We start from the raw sequence: 17,328 nt of genomic DNA, 5'->3' as shown, positions 1-17,328 counted from the left end.
GGTGTCATGACTGTGGGTAAGGCTCTCGGACTCGTGGTGGCCGCGGTGCTCCTCGTGGCCGGTGGAGCGCTGGCGCTGACCGGCATGGGATATCTCGGCGGAGGCGGCACGAGCACCGCCTGGTCGGTCATCGGCGCAGCGCTGGCGGGGTTCGGTGTGGCACTCGTGATCTCGATCTTCAAGGGTCCCGGACGCTGACGCTGGCGTGGAGGTCCCAGCCGTCACGTCGGACCGTTAGTGTTCACGCATGGGCAAGCAACAGGACTTCGTGCTCCGGGCACTCGAAGAGCGAGACGTACGTTTCGTGCGGCTGTGGTTCACCGACGTGCTCGGCTATCTGAAGTCGGTCGCGGTGGCGCCGGCCGAGCTCGAGAGCGCCTTCGCGGAGGGCATCGGCTTCGACGGCAGCGCGATCGAGGGGTTCGCGCGGGTGACCGAGGCCGACATGCTGGCCCTGCCCGATCCGAGCACGTTCCAGATCCTGCCGTGGCGTACGGACGGCCCGTCCACGGGCAGGATGTTCTGCGACATCGTGATGCCCGACGGGTCGCCGTCCTACGCGGACCCGCGCTACGTGCTGAAGCGCACCCTGTCCAATGCGGCGGAGAAGGGCTTCACCTTCTACACGCATCCCGAGATCGAGTTCTACCTCTTCAAGGACAATCCGCGCGACGGCAGCGAGCCGACCCCGGTCGACTCCAGCGGCTACTTCGACCACACCGCCCAGTCGATGGGCGCCGACTTCCGGCGTGAGGCGATCACGATGCTCGAAGCCATGGGCATCAGCGTCGAATACAGCCACCACGAGGGCGGCCCGGGCCAGAACGAGATCGACCTGCGCTACGCCGACGCGCTGAGCACGGCGGACAACATCATGACCTTCCGCACGGTCATCCGTGAGGTCGCGCTGAGCCAGGGCATCTGGGCGAGCTTCATGCCCAAGCCGTTCACCGAGCACCCGGGCTCGGGTATGCACACCCACCTCAGCCTGTTCGAGGGCGACGCCAACGCCTTCTACGAGCCGGGTGCCGAATACCAGCTCTCCAAGACCGGCCGCAGCTTCATCAGCGGAGTGCTACGCCACGCCCCTGAGATCACCGCGGTCACCAACCAGTGGGTCAACTCCTACAAGCGCCTGATCGGCGGGGGAGAGGCGCCGGCTCACGTCGCCTGGGGCCACAACAACCGCTCGGCGCTGGTCCGGGTGCCGATGTACAAGCCGCTTAAGGGGCAGTCGACCCGTATCGAGGTGCGCAGCCTCGACGCCGCCTGCAACCCCTACCTGGCCTTCGCCGTGATCCTGGCGGCGGGCATGAAGGGCATCGAAGAGGGCTACGAGCTGCCTCGTGAGGCCGAGGACGACGTGTGGGCGCTGACCGAGCGCGAGCGCAAGAGCCTCGGCATCGACCCGCTGCCGGAGAACCTCGACGAGGCGATCGGGATGGCCGAGGACTCCGAGCTGCTCGCCGAGACCCTCGGTGAGCACGTCTTCGACTTCTTCCTGCGCAACAAGCGCGCCGAGTGGGCCGCCTACCGCGAGCAGGTGACCGCTTACGAGCGCTCCCGGATGCTGCCCGTCATCTGAGCCAACAAACTGGTTGTCAAGGAAACTCAAGCCCGATTCCACACTTCCGATCCGGTGCTGCCACACTGGATCGAACGGGAGAGTGGGAGTGATGTCGTTGAGTCTTCCCCGAGTGCTTGTGATCCAGCACGAGGAGACAGTTCCGCCGGCGTTGTTCGGTCATTGGCTGGCTGAGGCGGGCATGTGTATCGACGTCTGCCGGGCGTACGCCGAGCCGATCCCGCCGCTCTCCTCGCTGGACGCCTCCTACTCGGGGCTGCTCGTCATGGGCGGCTCGATGGACGCCGACTCCGACGCCGAGCACCCCTGGCTACAGGTCACCCGCGAGCGGATCGCTCAGGCCGCCGAGGCCGGGATCCCGACGCTCGGGATCTGCCTGGGGCACCAGCTCGCCGCGATGGCGCTGGGTGGCACCGTGGAGCGCAGCCCGTTCGGGCTCACCGTGGGTGTCCACCAGGTGACCTGGGAGCCCGAGGTGCTCTTCGACCCGCTGATGCGTCTGCTGGCCGGCGACGACCGCGCCTTGCACTGGCACCGTGACGTCGTCGGTGAGCTGCCCGAGGGCACCGTGAAGCTGGCCAGCTCGATCGACGGCCAGGTCCAGGCCGCGCGGTTCGCCCCGACCGTGTGGGGCGTGCAGTTCCACCCCGAGGTCGACGCCGCCGCGGTCGCCGTCTGGGCGAACGAGTCCGTCGCGGAGCTCGAGCAGATCGGGCGCAGCGTCGACGACGTGGTCGCGACCGCCACCTTCGCCGAGAACGAGCTGATCAAGACCTGGCAGCCACTGGCCTTCGGGTTCGCCCGCCTGGTCCGCGAGCGCGCCGCCGCCGTCGCCCCGGGCGGCACCCGTGGCGGTGTCATCCCGACTCCCAGGCCCTGGAGCGCCTGACCCGATCCGGGTGACAGAATCGGGGTCATGACGTTGCCAGGCAAGGGCGAGCTGCTCCGGCTCGGGTTCAACGATCCGGACACCGCCCTGGAGGATCTGGCAGCGCTCGGCCCCGGCACCCAGGAGCTGCTGGCGATCCTCGGTCAGGCCGCCGACCCCGACGCCGCGCTGTCCGGCCTGGTCACGCTCGCCGAGTCCCAGGGTGACGGCTTCGTCGAGGAGCTCGCCGGGGACGAGGGCACCGCGATGCGGCTGGTCTCGGTGCTCGGCGCCTCGCCGGCGCTGGTCGACCACCTGGCCCGCCATCCCGCTCACTGGCGGGAGCTGGCCGATCCGACGCTCGGCACGACCAGGCCCGCGGCGTACGTCTTCCGGGCATCGCTGCTCGAGGCGATCGGTGCGGAGCCGGGTGACGAGAGCCCCGTGGCGACGGCCCCGGACGCGGAGGCGGTCGACGCGCTGCGGGTGGAGTACCGCCGCTGGCTGCTCCGGCTCGCCGCCCGCGACCTGGCCCACCAGCTCCCGGTCGACGATGTCGCCGCCGAGCTCTCCGACCTGGCCTGCGCGACGCTCGAGGCGGCGTTGGCGGTGGCCCGCGCGCGGGTGGGGGCCGATGCCGGCAAGGTCCGGCTTGCGGTCGTCGCGATGGGCAAGTGCGGGGGGCACGAGCTCAACTACGTCTCCGACGTCGACGTGATCTTCGTCCACGAGGCTGCCGACGGGGTCGGCGACGACGTCTCGCTGCGGGTCGCCACCCAGCTGGCCAGCAACCTGATCCAGGTCTGCTCCGCCCACACAGGCGAGGGCACGATCTGGCCGGTCGACGCGGCGCTGCGCCCCGAGGGGAAGGCAGGTGCCCTCTCGCGCACCATCACCGGCCACGTCGGCTACTACGAGCGCTGGGCCAGCACGTGGGAGTTCCAGGCGCTGCTCAAGGCCCGTCCGGCCGCGGGTGACCTCGAGGTGGGACAGGCCTACGTCGACGCCGTCAACCCGTTCGTGTGGAAGGCCGCCGAGCGCGACGGCTTCGTCTCCGACACCCAGGCGATGCGGCGCCGGGTCATCGCCCACATCCCGTCCAAGCAGGTCGACCGCGAGCTCAAGCTCGGCGCCGGCGGGCTGCGCGACGTCGAGTTCGCCGTGCAGCTGCTGCAGCTCGTCCACGGCCGCACCGACACCGGGATCCGCCAGCCCACCACGCTCTCCGCGCTGGCGGCGCTGACCCGGGCCGGCTACGTCGGTCGCGAGGACGGCGAGGCGATGCACGAGGCCTACGCGTTCCTGCGGCGGATGGAGCACCGGCTCCAGCTGCACCGGCTCCGGCGCACCCACGTCGTTCCCGACGACGAGGAGTCGCTGCGCTGGCTGGCGCGATCGCTCGGCTACCTGCGCGACCCCGTGGTGCGGCTGGAGAAGGAGTGGGGCCACCAGCGGATCGAGGTGCGCCGCCTCCACGAGAAGCTCTTCTACCGTCCGCTACTCGACGCCGTCGCCCGGATCCCGTCCGGTCAGGCCCACCTGTCCGCGAAGGCCGCCGAGGAGCGGCTGACCGCGCTGGGCTACGCCGACCCGAAGGCCGCGCTGCGGCACCTGGAGGCGCTCACCACGGGCGTCTCCCGGCGAGCGGCGCTGCAGCGCGCCCTGCTGCCGGTGATGCTGCAGTGGCTCTCCGAGGGCTCCGACCCCGACGCCGGGCTCTTCGGGTTCCGCCGGATCTCTGACGCGCTCGGCGCCACGCCCTGGTATCTCCGCTCGCTGCGCGACGAGGGCAGCGTCGCCCAGTACTTCGCCACGATCCTGTCCACCTCGCGCTACACCACCGCGCTGCTCGAGCGGGAGCCCGAGGCGCTGCGCCTGCTCGGCCACGACCTGACCCCGCTGTCCGCGGAAGCGCTGACCGACGAGATGGTCGCCCGCGCCGCGCGCCGGCGCACCACCACGTCCGCCGAGGAGGCCGTACGCCACATCCGGGCCATCCGCCGTCGCGAGCTGTTCCGGATCTCCGCCGCCGAGCTCCTCGGCGAGGCCGAGATCGACACCGTCGGCGCTGCCCTGTCCCGGCTGACCGACGCCACCTTGGAGGCCTCGCTGCGCACGGTCGTGGCCGAGGAGGTCGCCCGCCGCGAGCTGGCGGAGGCGCCCACCCGGATCGCGATCATCGCGATGGGCCGCTACGGCGGCTTCGAGCTCTCCTACGCCTCCGACGCCGACGTGCTCTTCGTCCACCAGCCCGTCGAGGGCGCCGACCAGGGCGAGGCGACCCAGTTCGCGCTGAAGGTCATCGCCGACCTGCGCCGGCTGCTCGCCCTTCCCGGCGCCGACCCGCCCCTGGAGATCGACGCCGACCTGCGCCCCGAGGGGCGACAGGGTGCGCTGGTGCGGACACTGCCTGCGTACGCCTCCTACTACGCGAAATGGTCGGGCATCTGGGAGTCGCAGGCGCTGCTGCGCGCCGACGCGGTCGTGGGCGACCCGCAGGTGCGGGAGGCGTTCATCGAGATGATCGACCCGCTGCGCTACCCCGAGGGCGGCCTGAGCGAGGACGAGATCATCGAGGTGCGCAGGATCAAGGGCCGCGTCGACCACGAGCGGCTGCCGCGCGGGGCCGACCCCAACACCCATCTCAAGCTCGGCCGCGGCGGGCTCGCCGACATCGAGTGGACGGCTCAGCTGCTGCAGATGCGGCATGCGTACGCCGTCCCCGGGCTGCGCACACCCCGCACGGTCGAGGCTCTGCAGGCCGCCCGTGACGCCTCGCTGATCGACGCCGACGACGCTCAGACCCTCATCGAGGCCTGGCGGATGGTCAGCCGGGTGCGCAACGCGGTCACCCTCGCGCGTGGCCGCCCGGCGGACTCGCTGCCCGCCGGGCCCGTGGAGCAGCACGCCGTCGCGGCCATCCTCGGGTATCCGGCCGGGGCCACCGACGAGCTGGTCAACGACTACCTGCGGATGACCCGGCTCGCCCACGGCGTGGTCGAGCGCGTCTTCTGGGAGTGAGCAGAGCGCGGGGGTGGGGGCCGCTCGCCCCAACCCCCGCGGCTCGCTACAGGTTGTTGTTGCGCGGCGGCAGCCAGCCCGGGGTGCGCTGGGGCCGGGGCTGCTGCTGAGCCGGCGGCTCGTTGCCGGCCTCGTCGGGCCGACCACCCTGAGGCTTGAAGAAGTCCGGCTGTCGCTCCGGGGCGCCGTTGGCGGGCTGCTGGGCGTACGGCCGCGGCGTCCAGCGTCCGTTCTGCGGCCGCAGCTGAGTCGGACGCTGAGGGCGCTGGGCGAACATGTTGCCGATGCCCTCGCCCGCGGGCTGGCCCGCCTGCGGGCTGCCGGAGGCCGCCGGCTGACGCGTCGGGAGCGGCTGCAGCGGCTGCTGCGGGTCGTGCTGCTGGCCGAACTGAGCGTGCTGGCCGGAATGACCGATCTGACCGGGCTGGCCGGCGAAGGGCGACTGCCCCATCCCAGGGTGCTGCGGACCCATCGCGTGGGCCCCGGAGTCGGACATCCTGCGCTGGCCGGGGGTCCAGGGGTCGTCGAGATCGTCGTTGATGCCGGCGAACATGGTGCCGAAGCCGATGACGATCAGCATGCCCGCCGAGATCGCGAAGATCGGCATCGCCAGGTAGACCGGGTCGGCGCCGCTGACGTGGCCGAGCTTGTCGTCGGGGGAGCTGTGGATCTCGAGGGCGAGCATGCCGGTGTAGTGCATCACGCACACGCCGACGCCCATGATGAAGGCCGCGCCCACGCGCATCAGCCGCGTGGTGATGTTGAAGGCGAAGAAGAGAGCGAGCGCCGAGGCGGCCAGCGCGATGACGATGGAGAGGGCCACGACCCCAGGCTTCCAGGCCATCTTGGCGCTCATGTCCATGGCGTACATGCCGGTGTAGTGCATCGCGCCGACGCCGGCGCCGGTGACCAGGCCACCGACGATGTAGCCCATCTTGCCTCGCATCGCGGTGGCGATGAGCATGCCGACCATCGCCGCGATGATGGCGACCGCGAGCGAGATCAGGGTGGTGCCGACGTCGAGGGCGTACGCCACGTGGCTGTCGAAGGCCAGCATGCCGATAAAGTGCATGGACCAGATCGCGCCGCCGCCGATCGAGGCCGCTGCGCCGAAGAGCCAGAGCCAGGAGCTGGAGCCCGCACCCGGCCGAAGGGCGCGACTCGCGCAGGTCAGTCCGACCCACGATCCGAGAACCGAGATGATGAATGACATCCCGACCAGGGGCTGGCTGAACGCCCCGATGGTGACCTCTTCAATGGTTGTCACGCGCTTCGACTTCCTCTCGTTCCTCGCCGGACGGGGTGTGGGGGATCGGCGGGGTAGATATGGAAACATGATGGATGCCCCTAGGGGTATCCGGGATGCATCCGTAACGGGCCATAGTTCCGCTGTCGCGCAGGTCACAATAGAGGAACAGGTCCCCCATTTCTACGCAGGGGTAGGGTGTCCGCGCTATGCCCGGTGATGTATATGTGCTCGAGCTCGACGACATGCAGCAGTCGGCCGTCGACATGGGGGACCCGACCCGCCTCGTCTTCGACTACATGAGACGTGTCGGCGATGTTATCGACCGGATGCCGCCAGGACCAGTGCGGATCGTGCACGTCGGCGGTGCCGCGATGACGCTCCCGCGCTACGTGCACGCCACCCGGCCGCGCTCCGCGCAGATCGTGCTCGAGCCGTCGGTCGAGATCATCGAGCGCGTACGCAGCGAGGCGCCGCTCCCGCCGCGCAGCGGGATCAAGGTGCGTCCCGTCGACGGGAAGACGGGTATCGGCGGTGTACGCGACGACTTCGCCGACATGGTGATCCTCGACGCCTTCGACGGCGGAATCACCCCGGCGGAGCTCACCTCCGCCGCCTTCGTCGAGGACGTACGCCGCGTGCTCGCGCCGTCCGGGGTCTTCGTCGCCAACCTCGTCGACCGGGCGCCGTTCGCCCGGGTGCGTGACTTCGTGGCGGTGGCCCGGGACCTCGGCGCCGCGGTCGTCGGCGTCGAGCCGGCGACGTTGAAGGGTCGCCGGTCCGGCAACCTGGTGATCGTGTGCGGTGCGACGCCGGAGACTCCGTTCGGGTCGCCGTCGCCGATGGAGTACCGCATCTTCACCGGCCGAGCCGTCGCCGACTCCTTCGGCGGCGGAACGCGCCGTTAGGCTGCGAGCATGTCGATCGAGCTCGCCCGCACCCATCTGGACCGATTCGGACGTGGTGGGGACATCGTCGAGTCGCAGGAGTCGAAGGCGACCGTCGAGCTCGCCGCGGTGGCGCTCGGCGTGTCCCCTGCGGAGATCGCCAAGACGATCAGCCTCTACACCGAGGACCGCACCGCCGCGATCCTCGTCGTCGCCGCCGGCGACGCCAAGATCGCCAACGCGAAGTTCAGGGCTCACTTCGGCACCAAGGCGCGGATGCTCGCTGCCGAGGACGTGGAGCCGATGACCGGCCACGCGATCGGCGGCGTGTGCCCGTTCGGCAACCCATCCTCGGCCGAGGTCTGGCTCGACGCCTCGCTCAAGCGCTTCGACATGGTCTATCCCGCCGCGGGTGGCGCCAACACGACCATCGCGCTCACGCTCGGTGACCTGGAGACGATCAGTGAGGCCCGGGGCTGGGTCGACGTCACCAAGCTTCCCGAGACCGCCTGACCGAACAGGTCCGGAAAGGGGACAGCCCCGCCCTGCCGAAGCAGGAGCGGGGCTGCCTTGCAGAAAGCCGAAGTCAGACCGGGCGGACGTTCTCGGCCTGCGGGCCCTTCGGGCCCTGGGTGACGTCGAACTCGACGCGCTGGTTCTCGTCCAGGGTCTTGTAGCCCTGGGTCTGGATCGCGGAGAAGTGCACGAAGACGTCGTCGCCCCCGTTGTCCTGGGCGATGAAGCCGAAGCCCTTGTCGCCGTTGAACCACTTCACGGTTCCCTGAGTCATGAATCTAATCCTTGTGTAAACAGGGCGACTCCGTGCCGCCCTTTGGGCGTTGAATCCACGAGTACTGATTTCTGCTTCTGCGGAAGACCAAGTGCTGCACGAACGGTCACCGAGAGCAACCGCGAAGCGCGTGGGGACGCCTCCTTCAACGCCGGTAAGCCTACATGCCACGAGCCGACTTCGGATATCCCCGAATTTTCGGCGTTTCAGGCGCGGGATCCGCCCGGAACCGGGTTTCGTACAGGTGGCCTGGTTTGACAACCCCGAGCATCGCATCGACAAGATCGGGGTACCGGCGATCTACCGAACGAGATAGGGGCATGCGTGGACCAGCCATGGTGGCGCGAAGCAGTCGCGTATCAGATCTACCCGCGTTCTTTCGCGGACTCGAACGGCGACGGCCTCGGCGACCTGCCGGGCATCACCGATCATCTCGACTATCTCGCCGCGCTGGGTGTCGACGCGATCTGGATCTGCCCGTTCTACACCTCGCCGCAGAACGACCACGGGTATGACGTGGCCGACTACTGCGACGTCGACCCGATCTTCGGCACGCTCGAGGATGCCGACCGGATGATCGCGCGGGCGCACGAGCTCGCCCTGAAGGTGATCGTCGACCTGGTGCCCAACCACACCTCCTCGGCCCATCCGTGGTTCACGGAGGCGCTCGCGGAAGGGCCTGAGTCGCCGGCCCGCCACCGCTACATCTTCCGCGACGGCCGCGGGGAGGCGGGGGAGGAGCCGCCGACCAACTGGCGCTCGGTCTTCGGTGGCCCGGCCTGGACGCGGGTGGCGGACGGGCAGTGGTACCTGCATCTCTTCGACGACGACCAGCCCGACCTCAACTGGCACAACCCCGAGGTGGTCGAGGAGTTCACCAAGATCCTCAACTTCTGGCTCGACCGTGGCGTCGACGGCTTCCGGGTCGACATCGCCCACGGGCTCTTCAAGGACCTGCGCGACCAAGAGGTCCCCGACGGGCTGGCGCTCACCTCCGACGCCGCGGTGATGTACCAGCGCGGGATCACCGACGCGCCGATGTGGGACAACCCGGAGGTCCACGAGATCTACCGCGCCTGGCGCAAGCTGATCGACTCCTTCGACGGTGACCGGATGATGGTCGCCGAGGCCTGGACCCCCGGCCCGGCCGAGCTGCGGCGCTACGTACGTGCCGACGAGTTCAACCAGGCGTTCAACTTCTCCTGGCTGCAGGCGCCCTGGTCCGCCGAGGCCTTCACCGAGGTCATCGAGTCGACGCTTAAGGCGCTCGGTCCGTCGCGGGCGGCGCCGACCTGGGTCCTGTCCAACCACGACGTCGTCCGCCACCGCTCGCGCTACGGCGACGGTCTGCAGGCGCTGCACCGGGCGAGGGCCGCGACGCTGACGATGCTGGCGCTGCCGGGGTCCGCGTACCTCTACCAGGGGGAGGAGCTGGGCCTGCCCCAGGTCTATCTGCCGCCGGAGTACCAGGAGGACCCGTGGTCGGAGACCGGTGAGGGTGGTCGCGACGGCTGCCGGGTGCCGCTGCCGTGGAGCGGGTTCGAGCCGCCCTTCGGGTTCAGCATCGTGCCCGACGAGGACCTGCCGACGCAGCCGTGGCTTCCGCAGCCGGCCGAGTGGGTTGACCTCACCGTGGCCGCCCAGAACGGCGTCCGGGACTCGACGCTGGAATTCTACCGGGCCGCGCTGGCGGCGCGGCGCGCCTACGCGCTCGGAGCCGACGAGGACGTGGAGATCCTCGACGCGCCCGAGGGTGTCGTCTCGTTCCGGCGGGGTGGAGTCGGCGGCTCCGAGGACACGCGGAGCGACCTGATCGTCGTCCTCAACTGTGGGATGGAGCCGACGCCGCTGCCCGAGGGAGAGATCGTGATGTACAGCGGCGACCCGGTTGTCGGCGACCTGCCCACCGACTCGGCGGTCTGGATCCTCGCACCCGCGGTCGGGTGATCGGGAACCCGGACGGCGATCCGCTCGGGGTCGGCGACGCTCATGGAAGCAGGGCGTCGATGTCCGGGTCCTTCTCGAACAGGCCGTCGGTCTTGGAGAGCTCTGCCAGCTTCTGGACCGACTCGGTGTCGATCTCGGAGGTCCACCGCGGCATGTTGAGCTCGGCGAGGACCGACGCGTCGATGTCGGTGTAGGTCGGCAGGATCTTCTTGACCTCGTCCGGGTGCTGCTGGGCGTAGTCCAGCGACTCGTTCATCGCGGCGGTGAAGGCCTCCACGGTGTCGGCGTCGGAGTCGGCGTAGGTCGTCGAGGTGAAGTACTCCGCGACCGCGAGACCCGGGTCGGTGGCGACGAAGTTGGAGCCGAGGTCGGTCATCCCGGCCTGGGTGCCGACGGTGAGGAACGGCTCGACGACCTGGCCGGCGTCGACGTCGCCGTTCTCGACGGCCGGGCCGATCTCGGGAAAGGCCAGCTCGACGTACTCGATCGTGGTCGGGTCGCCGCCGTCCTGCCGGACGAGCTCGTTGGTGGTGGTCGTGTTGATGTTCTTGAGGGTGTTGACCGCGACCTTCTTGTCCTCCAGGTCCTTGGCGGACTCGATGTCGCTGCCGGCCGCGACCAGGACGCCGGCCATGTCGGCGGCCGGATCCTCGGTGGCGTTGACTCCGGCGGTGACGACCTCGACCGGCACGCCCTGCGTCTGGGCGAGCAGCAGGGAGGTCGTGTTGGAGAAGCCGAACTGGTACTGACCGCTGGCCACCGCGGGGATGATCGCCGCGCCACCCTGGGCGAGCTCGAGCGTGACGTCGAGGCCCTCCTCCTTGAAGAAGCCCTTCTCCACTCCCAGGTAGATGGGGGCGACGTCGACGATCGGGATCACGCCGACCGTGATCTCGGTGGCGCCGTCGGTTCCCTCGTCGGCGGCGTCGCCACCGCCGCAGGCGCCGAGGGCGAGCGGCAGGACGAGAACGAGGGAGATCGCCAGGCGGCGGCGCACCGCGCGGACAGGGGAGCGGTTCACGGGGGACTCCTCGTGGGCTGTGAGGTGGCGGCCGCCGCAGCGACCGCGGCACAACCTAGTGGTGAGCCCGGTGCATGACCACGAAATACCGAACTCAGTGCACGGAACGATGGAAATGCTGGTGGCGGCGCCCGTGGTCGTGCCTGTGGTGGTGTCCCTTGCGGAAGACGAGCGCGCCGACCGCGATCACGGCGAAGATCCACCACGGCACGCCCATCACCATCAGCCCGGTCGCCACGAGCAGGAAGCAGGCGATCAGGGGGAAGGGCCGGGGACCGCCCTGGCGCGGGCGGCGGACGACCTGTGGCGGCTGTGGCGCACTCCTCGGCAGGTCGGTGAAGAGGATCTCCAGGTCGGCGCGGACGCGTGCGGACCAGACTGCGTCGAGGCGCTCGTAGTAGTCGTCGTCGGAGAGCCGGCCGGTCGAGTAGTGCTCGGCGAGCCTCGCCGATGCCTCCTCCCGATCGGCCTCGCTCACCCGCAGGTTGTCGAGGTTGCTCATGTCGTCTCCCTTGTGAAGGCCGCATCGACTGTCGGCGTAGTGTCCCGATATATCGCGAGGGTACGCCGGAGGAGATGCGGTCGCAAGGGACTTTCGTCGGGGCTCGGCCGTCCGGCCTAGGTGAGCAGCACGACGACCAGCAGGATCGCCGGCACGGTGGCCAGCGTGCTGACGAAGATGACGTCGCGGGCCAGCAGCACGGCCCGGTTGTAGCGCTGTGCGACGACGAAGACGTTCTGGGCGGTCGGCAGCGCGGAGAGCACCGTCACCGCCAGCAGCGCCTCGGCGTCGAGCCCGAGGAGGAACCGCCCGATGACGTACGCCGCCACCGGCTGCACCACCTGCTTGGTCGCGACCACGGCGGCCAGGTCGAGCGGCGGCACGCCGCGTCCGGGGAGCGGGCCGAGCCGGAGCGCGACCCCATAGGCGATCAGCATCGACGGGACCGCCATCCCGGCCACCAGGTCCAGTGGGTCGGAGACCGCGGTCGGCAGGTCGAGGTCGGTGACCGAGAGCGCCACCCCGATCAGGGAGGCGACGGTGATCGGGTTGGTCAACGGGCGACGCAGGACCGCCCAGAACGAGAGCCTCGTCGTGCTCGCGTCGGCGTCGAGGATCACCAGCGCCAGCGGCTGGAGCACGAGCATCTGCAGCAGGAGCGTGGGTGCGACCAGGACCGGGTCGCCCAGGACGTACGACGCGATCGGGAGGCCGAGGTTGCCGGCGTTGGCGTAGCAGCCGCACAGCGTCGCGACCACCGTGGTGCCCAGATCGCGGCCGCGCAGGCGTGCGACGACGACGATCAGGGTGCCCGAGACCAGCACGGCGCCGGCGGCGGCGACCAGGTTGCCGGAGAAGACGAAGCCGAGGTCGCTGTCGTCCATCACCGTGATCAGCAGGGCGGGGCTGGCGACGTAGAACGCGAGCGTCGAGAGGGTGCGCTGGCCGTGCTGGTCGAGGATCTCGAGCTGGGCGAGCAGGGCGCCGAGGGCGATGAGGACACTGATCGTGGCGAAGCCGGTGAAGACTCCTGCCACGGCCTAGATCTCGCGCTGCAGGTCGAGCAAGCCGTGGACGAGGAGCGGTGGAGAGGATGACGGCATGGTAAAGATCCTAGGCTTCCGCAGCGACGGACCGGGCGATGTTCGATCTGCTGAGATCGGCGTCCGAGAGTCATGGGTCGAGGTGGCCGCAGAGCGCCTGCGCCCACCGCTCATAGCCCGCTGGTGAGGCGTGGAACCCGTCGGCGGCGAAGAAGGACGGCTCGGTGGGGCCGAGGTCGGCAGAGCTGACCCACTGCACCGATGTACGCCCGGCGCACACCAGCCGCGCTGCCACGTCGAGCGCCTTCCCGCGCTCGGCGAGGTAGCACCGCAGGGTCCGGGGGAGCGACGGGAACGCGCCGAACTCCGGGATCCCGGGGAGCACGGTGTGCGCGGCGTGCTCCTGGAGGGTCTCGACGATCGCGGTCAGATCCTGCGTCCAGGCCTCGACCGAGCGGCGCGCGAGGATGTCGTTGACGCCGACCAGGAGCACCGCGAGGTCCCACCGGCCGGTGACCTTCGTGAGGATGCCGTGCCTGATCCGCTCGCTGGTCGCGCCGTACTTTCCCAGGGCCCGCCACTCGACCGGACGCTCGGTCCGTTTCGCGATGGCTCGCGCCATCGACCCGGCGAAGGCGAGGTCGTGCGTCGGCGCGCCGCGGCCCGACGCGGACGAGTCGCCGATCACCAGCAGACGCAGCGGAACGACTCCGTCCTCGGTCTCCTTGCCCTTCACGAGACCCTTCGTCGGACCCTCCGGACGGGGCTCCTTGCCGATGGTCCGGTGGACGTACGCGGCCTGTGCGGCGACCAGTGGGAGCAGCAGTGGATTCATCGTCTCTCCTGGCTCGGAATGTCGTGACGTACGTGCTCTTCCGTCGTTCTACAGCGCGTGCTCCGGCGGGTCTCCGACGTTGGCTGAACGGTGGGCGAATGTCCCCGGAAGGTTTGACACAGACGCTCCTCATCCCGGTCACCGTTGGGGTACAAGACATGGGAATCCAAGACACGTGATCCGACCCACTGCGTGCCAGCCCTAGCATCACGCCCAGCTGTGAGCGCTCGACCGAATCCCCTCCCTCCACTCGAAGGAATGCGACGCCATGTCCGACTTCATCAGCGGCATCTTCAACCGTCACAAGAACGAGCAGCCAAGGGCCGGGGAGGGGGAGGCATCCGCCGCCTCCGTCCCCGTCTACGGCGAGACTCTGGCCGCCCCCGAGGCCAGTGCGTACGTCACCGAGCCGCCCGCGGCGCCGGTTGTCAAGCCGGCCGTCGAGCCGGCCGTCGAGCCGGTTGCCGAGACCGACATCGAGCCCCTCGCCGAGGCCCCCTCGGTCGCCCCGCTCTCCGACCCCGAGCACGTTGTCACCGACACCGATGAGACCCCGGCCGCCGAGGTGGCCGAGCTCGTCGTCGAGGAGGTCGAGGTGAGCAGCGACATCGCCGGTGAGGTCGCCGCGACCGAGCCTGTCGAGGGTCCTGTTGACGAGGTTCTGGCCGAGGTGGTCGAGACCGAGGGCACGTACGAGGCGCCGCTCGAGGGCGCCGACGCCGAAGCCCCTCTCGCCGAGGAGGTCGAGGAGGTCGAGGAGACCGCTGCGGAGGCCGCGACTGTCGACGAGGCGCCGGTCGAGACCGAGGCCGTTGCCGACGCCGTGGTGACGGGCACCGCGGACGAGGTCGTCGCCGAGGACGTTGTCGTCGAGGGTGCGACCGAGGACGTCGTCGAGGCAACCGAGGTCGAGGTCGATGCCGAGGACACGTTCGTGCCCGCTGACGCGATCGAGGCCGACGAGGCCGAGGACACCGCCGTCGGGCCGGAGAGTGCGGCGCTCGCCGAGGAGGTCGCTGTCGAGGAGCCGACCGAGGTCGAGGGTGTCGTGGTGACCGCGGACGATGGTGAGGCGTCCGAGGTCGAGGTCGTGGAGTCCGTCGAGTCGGTCGGCGAGACCGGATCGGTCGAGCCGGACGCCGAGGTGACCGAGGAGACCGTCGGTGAGGCGGAGACCGTCGTTGAGGCGGAGGACGAGCTGACCGATGTCGAGGCAGAGGAGACGTTCGAGTCGGCCGATCTGGCCGAGTCGGTCGAGTCGGTCGAGGGCGGCGAGGAGATCGTCGACGTCGTCGAGGCCGAGGCGCCGGCCGCGGCGGAGATCGCTGTCGACGAGGTCGGTGTCGACGAGGTCGGTGCCGAGGAGGCGCCGGTGGAGACCGAGGACGTCGCCCCGGCTCCCGAGACCGACGAGACGGCCGAGGTCGGGGCCGAGGATGCCGACGCGACCGCCGAGGCTGCCGAGGTGACCGAGGAGGTCGTCGAGCCGACCGATGTCGAAGAGGAGGCACCCGAGGAGACCGAGTCCGAGGGCGCTGAGGCGGTCGTGACCGAGGCCCCGGCCCCCGGCTTCGCGCCTGAGCCGGTCGTCGAGCCGGAGCCGACCGCCGACTCGACCCTGACCGGCGTGCTGCGCGCCGCCCGTGCCGCCCGGGAGGAGCGCGGCAAGTCGACGGTGAGCGAGGGTCTCGTCGAGCGCCTGGTCCACCACATCGCAGCCAAGGTCGAGGGCGTGCACGCGATCGACGACGAGGGCACCGTGGTCGACATCGCCGACGGCGTCGCCAAGATCACCGTGTCCTACGTGATCGCGTACGGCACCTCGGCCAAGGCCAACGCCGTCACCATCCGCACCCGGGTGATCGAGGCGGTCGAGGACTACTTCGACATCGACGTCGAGGCCGTGGATGTCAACGTGAGCGACTTCCACATCGCCTGAGCCTGCTGACAGCGCCTCGGCCCGGGTGAGCGATCACCTCGGCCGGGGCGTTGTACGTCGTGGCTGCCCAGCACGTCTGCGGGCGTCCGCCCCGTCGAGGGCTGCGCGGATCGCGCGCATCTGCTCGTCGTCGCGCCCACCCGTCGTGGCGAGCGGGATCTCGGCGATGAACCGCCGCTGGCTCTGGGGGATCGTCGCGGCCACGAGATCAGGATCCGTCGCCACCGTTCCGTACAGCCGTGGCCCGTCGAGGGCGAAGACGTCCATCATCACGAGCTGGCCGTCCGTCCTGCGCATCACGTTGGTCGGGTTGAGATCGAGGGGTCCTGGCCACGGCTGTTCCCGCCGCATCCGCTCGTGGATCCGGAGCGCCACCTCGAGAAGGGCGCCGCCGGGTTGCTGGATCGTCCGCGTGAACCTCAGCGCGTGGTCCTCGGGAACGGGTTCGAGCAGCTCGAGGATCTGCAGGTCCCCGCCGCCCATGAGCCTGCGATGGCCGAACAGCGCCGGCACCTGACCGGTCGGAGCCGCCTCGCGGTAGAAGGCCGTGTTGTACGCCCCTGCCGGATCGAACGGACTGATCCGGGCCGCTGTGCGCCCGTCCGGCGAGCTCAGTGCGATGGCCCAGTCGCCTGCTCCGCACCGTGTCCATCCGGCCTCGAGGAGCGCGGCTTCCGCGTCCTCGTGGTCGGCGTCCGGGTGGATCAGCGCCAGGGTTTCCTCGCCTGAACCGGCCTCTGTGGTCATCGCGGATGACTGTAGTGACCCGGGCCATCCCACGCCGTCGATTTTCCCGGGACTCCGCGCCGCGAGCCATGAGAGAATGTCACCAGGCCTCGAAGCGCACCGCGCTTCGAGGCTTTCGCGTATGACCACTCCCCACACCGACCTCGACGGCATTCCGCACCCTCTCATCGCTCGCCTCGCTCGGCTCGACGATCATCTCGCCCTCCGCCATCTCTGGCTGCTCTTCCGCCACGACATGTCGGGCTTCAGCTCGACCCTCCCGGTCGCCGACGGGACCTTCCGCACCGAGCGCCTCGACGCCGCCCTCCGTTCCGACCCCGGCTGGCGCGCCTGGATCCTCACCGCCGGCGTCCATCCGATCGGGTTCGCGCTCGTCCGCGACGCCGACCAGCCCGTACGCGTCCTGAACAGCTTCTTCGTCGTCGCCGGTGCTCGTCGAGGTGGGCTCGGGTTCCAGTTCGCTCGGGCTGTCGTCTCTGATGCGCCGGGGGAGTGGAAGGTCGCCTATCAGGAGCACAATCGTGCTGCTGCGCGGTTCTGGGAGCGGGTCACTGCGGGGTGTGATCGGTCGTGGTCTGAAACTGTGGGGGCTGGGGGAGTGGTCGATACGTGGATCTCGTTCTCTGTGGGTCTCGAGGCGCGGCACGCCGGTGGTCGAGCTTGTCGAGACGCCGGTGGTCGAGCTTGTCGAGACGCCGGTGGTCGAGCTTGTCGAGACCACCCTTGAGGAAACCTCGCTTAGGTACTGTTTCTTCGTTTCAGGGTTCGCCGCCGACCCTTTCTTTGAGTGTTTCTCGATCGGGCACCGCGTCAAGGACGGGCTTCGCCCGCCGCTTCGCGGTGGCCTGCGGCCATCCTTGACCCGGCACCCGATCGAGAAAGATTTCGCCTATATCG

16 protein-coding genes and 1 pseudogene are annotated in these 17,328 nt (G+C 69.8%); 10 read left to right on the top strand and 7 right to left on the bottom strand.

The annotated features are described in order from the left end of the window. Positions 1–6: 6 nt before the first annotated feature. The 4 genes from ACFVDI_RS05050 to ACFVDI_RS05035 all read left to right on the top strand — a co-directional run bounded on the left by ACFVDI_RS05050 (position 7) and on the right by ACFVDI_RS05035 (position 5,474). Positions 7–198: a hypothetical protein gene (locus tag ACFVDI_RS05050; RefSeq protein ID WP_328529821.1), complete on the top strand. Its 192-nt coding sequence runs from the start codon at positions 7–9 to the stop codon at positions 196–198. Between the two features lie 49 nt (positions 199–247). Then, on the top strand, positions 248–1,585 hold the full coding sequence (gene glnA, locus ACFVDI_RS05045) for a type I glutamate--ammonia ligase (RefSeq protein ID WP_378901250.1): 1,338 nt from the start codon (positions 248–250) through the stop codon (positions 1,583–1,585). A 112-nt stretch (positions 1,586–1,697) separates the two neighbouring features. After that, positions 1,698–2,474, top strand: coding sequence for a type 1 glutamine amidotransferase (locus ACFVDI_RS05040; protein ID WP_378901246.1), 777 nt, complete (start codon positions 1,698–1,700; stop codon positions 2,472–2,474). 27 nt (positions 2,475–2,501) lie between these two features. Further along, entirely contained in the window at positions 2,502–5,474 is a 2,973-nt protein-coding gene (locus ACFVDI_RS05035) for a bifunctional [glutamine synthetase] adenylyltransferase/[glutamine synthetase]-adenylyl-L-tyrosine phosphorylase (RefSeq protein WP_378901243.1), read from the top strand. Positions 5,475–5,520: 46 nt separating this feature from the next. On the opposite strand, the gene ACFVDI_RS05030 is transcribed toward ACFVDI_RS05035, so the two are convergent. Next, complete coding sequence (locus ACFVDI_RS05030; RefSeq protein ID WP_378901240.1) at positions 5,521–6,741, bottom strand: MHYT domain-containing protein; 1,221 nt, start codon at positions 6,739–6,741, stop codon at positions 5,521–5,523. 188 nt (positions 6,742–6,929) lie between these two features. Here ACFVDI_RS05030 and ACFVDI_RS05025 point away from each other — a divergent pair, with 188 nt between their 5' ends. Together ACFVDI_RS05025 and ACFVDI_RS05020 are read left to right on the top strand one after the other, a co-directional pair. After that, entirely contained in the window at positions 6,930–7,628 is a 699-nt protein-coding gene (locus ACFVDI_RS05025; protein ID WP_378901237.1) for a spermidine synthase, read from the top strand. 9 nt (positions 7,629–7,637) lie between these two features. After that, complete coding sequence (locus ACFVDI_RS05020) at positions 7,638–8,120, top strand: YbaK/EbsC family protein (RefSeq protein WP_378901234.1); 483 nt, start codon at positions 7,638–7,640, stop codon at positions 8,118–8,120. Positions 8,121–8,193: 73 nt separating this feature from the next. Here the strand turns inward: ACFVDI_RS05020 and ACFVDI_RS05015 are convergent, their stop codons facing one another. After that, entirely contained in the window at positions 8,194–8,397 is a 204-nt protein-coding gene (locus ACFVDI_RS05015; RefSeq protein ID WP_008357755.1) for a cold-shock protein, read from the bottom strand. Between the two features lie 324 nt (positions 8,398–8,721). Between ACFVDI_RS05015 and ACFVDI_RS05010 the strand changes: the two genes are divergently transcribed. Next, on the top strand, positions 8,722–10,344 hold the full coding sequence (locus tag ACFVDI_RS05010) for a glycoside hydrolase family 13 protein (protein WP_378901231.1): 1,623 nt from the start codon (positions 8,722–8,724) through the stop codon (positions 10,342–10,344). Between the two features lie 40 nt (positions 10,345–10,384). Here ACFVDI_RS05010 and ACFVDI_RS05005 read toward each other — a convergent pair whose 3' ends face one another. The 4 genes from ACFVDI_RS05005 to ACFVDI_RS04990 form a co-directional block, all read right to left on the bottom strand. Further along, positions 10,385–11,365, bottom strand: coding sequence for an ABC transporter substrate-binding protein (locus ACFVDI_RS05005; protein WP_378901228.1), 981 nt, complete (start codon positions 11,363–11,365; stop codon positions 10,385–10,387). Between the two features lie 94 nt (positions 11,366–11,459). Further along, positions 11,460–11,867 carry a DUF1707 domain-containing protein gene (locus tag ACFVDI_RS05000; RefSeq protein WP_378901225.1) on the bottom strand — a complete coding sequence of 136 codons (408 nt, stop codon included), beginning with the start codon at positions 11,865–11,867 and terminating at the stop codon, positions 11,460–11,462. 116 nt (positions 11,868–11,983) lie between these two features. Next, positions 11,984–12,904, bottom strand: coding sequence for an AEC family transporter (locus ACFVDI_RS04995; protein WP_378901222.1), 921 nt, complete (start codon positions 12,902–12,904; stop codon positions 11,984–11,986). 136 nt (positions 12,905–13,040) lie between these two features. Beyond that, positions 13,041–13,745, bottom strand: coding sequence for an SGNH/GDSL hydrolase family protein (locus ACFVDI_RS04990; RefSeq protein ID WP_378901219.1), 705 nt, complete (start codon positions 13,743–13,745; stop codon positions 13,041–13,043). Between the two features lie 268 nt (positions 13,746–14,013). Between ACFVDI_RS04990 and ACFVDI_RS04985 the strand changes: the two genes are divergently transcribed. Then, the gene (locus ACFVDI_RS04985; RefSeq protein ID WP_378901216.1) at positions 14,014–15,684 is read left to right on the top strand and encodes a hypothetical protein; all 1,671 of its coding nucleotides are present in this window, start codon (positions 14,014–14,016) and stop codon (positions 15,682–15,684) included. 33 nt (positions 15,685–15,717) lie between these two features. Here ACFVDI_RS04985 and ACFVDI_RS04980 read toward each other — a convergent pair whose 3' ends face one another. Then, positions 15,718–16,431, bottom strand: a complete 714-nt coding sequence (locus ACFVDI_RS04980; protein ID WP_378901213.1) for a hypothetical protein — start codon at positions 16,429–16,431, stop codon at positions 15,718–15,720. Between the two features lie 76 nt (positions 16,432–16,507). Here ACFVDI_RS04980 and ACFVDI_RS04975 point away from each other — a divergent pair. Together ACFVDI_RS04975 and ACFVDI_RS04970 are read left to right on the top strand one after the other, a co-directional pair. Next, a pseudogene (locus ACFVDI_RS04975) lies at positions 16,508–16,918 on the top strand (hypothetical protein); the annotation flags it as partial. A 34-nt stretch (positions 16,919–16,952) separates the two neighbouring features. Beyond that, positions 16,953–17,328: hypothetical protein (locus ACFVDI_RS04970; RefSeq protein ID WP_378901405.1), on the top strand; the 376-nt coding region annotated here is incomplete at its 3' end.

Source organism: Nocardioides sp. NPDC057767, from assembly GCF_042798275.1.
Taxonomy (GTDB): Bacteria; Actinomycetota; Actinomycetes; order Propionibacteriales; family Nocardioidaceae; genus Nocardioides.
Note: the sequence above shows the minus strand (reverse complement) of the source record. Positions and strands in the feature narration are given on the sequence as shown.

Bases quoted from the DNA above. Each gene is read 5' to 3' on its own strand.
- ACFVDI_RS05050 (WP_328529821.1), top strand. From the start codon at position 7: ATGACTGTGGGTAAGGCTCTCGGACTCGTGGTGGCCGCGGTGCTCCTC.
- glnA (WP_378901250.1), top strand. From the start codon at position 248: ATGGGCAAGCAACAGGACTTCGTGCTCCGGGCACTCGAAGAGCGAGAC.
- ACFVDI_RS05035 (WP_378901243.1), top strand. From the start codon at position 2,502: ATGACGTTGCCAGGCAAGGGCGAGCTGCTCCGGCTCGGGTTCAACGAT.
- ACFVDI_RS05025 (WP_378901237.1), top strand. From the start codon at position 6,930: ATGCCCGGTGATGTATATGTGCTCGAGCTCGACGACATGCAGCAGTCG.
- ACFVDI_RS05020 (WP_378901234.1), top strand. From the start codon at position 7,638: ATGTCGATCGAGCTCGCCCGCACCCATCTGGACCGATTCGGACGTGGT.
- ACFVDI_RS05015 (WP_008357755.1), bottom strand. From the start codon at position 8,397: ATGACTCAGGGAACCGTGAAGTGGTTCAACGGCGACAAGGGCTTCGGC.
- ACFVDI_RS05000 (WP_378901225.1), bottom strand. From the start codon at position 11,867: ATGAGCAACCTCGACAACCTGCGGGTGAGCGAGGCCGATCGGGAGGAG.
- ACFVDI_RS04990 (WP_378901219.1), bottom strand. From the start codon at position 13,745: ATGAATCCACTGCTGCTCCCACTGGTCGCCGCACAGGCCGCGTACGTC.
- ACFVDI_RS04985 (WP_378901216.1), top strand. From the start codon at position 14,014: ATGTCCGACTTCATCAGCGGCATCTTCAACCGTCACAAGAACGAGCAG.
- ACFVDI_RS04980 (WP_378901213.1), bottom strand. From the start codon at position 16,431: ATGACCACAGAGGCCGGTTCAGGCGAGGAAACCCTGGCGCTGATCCAC.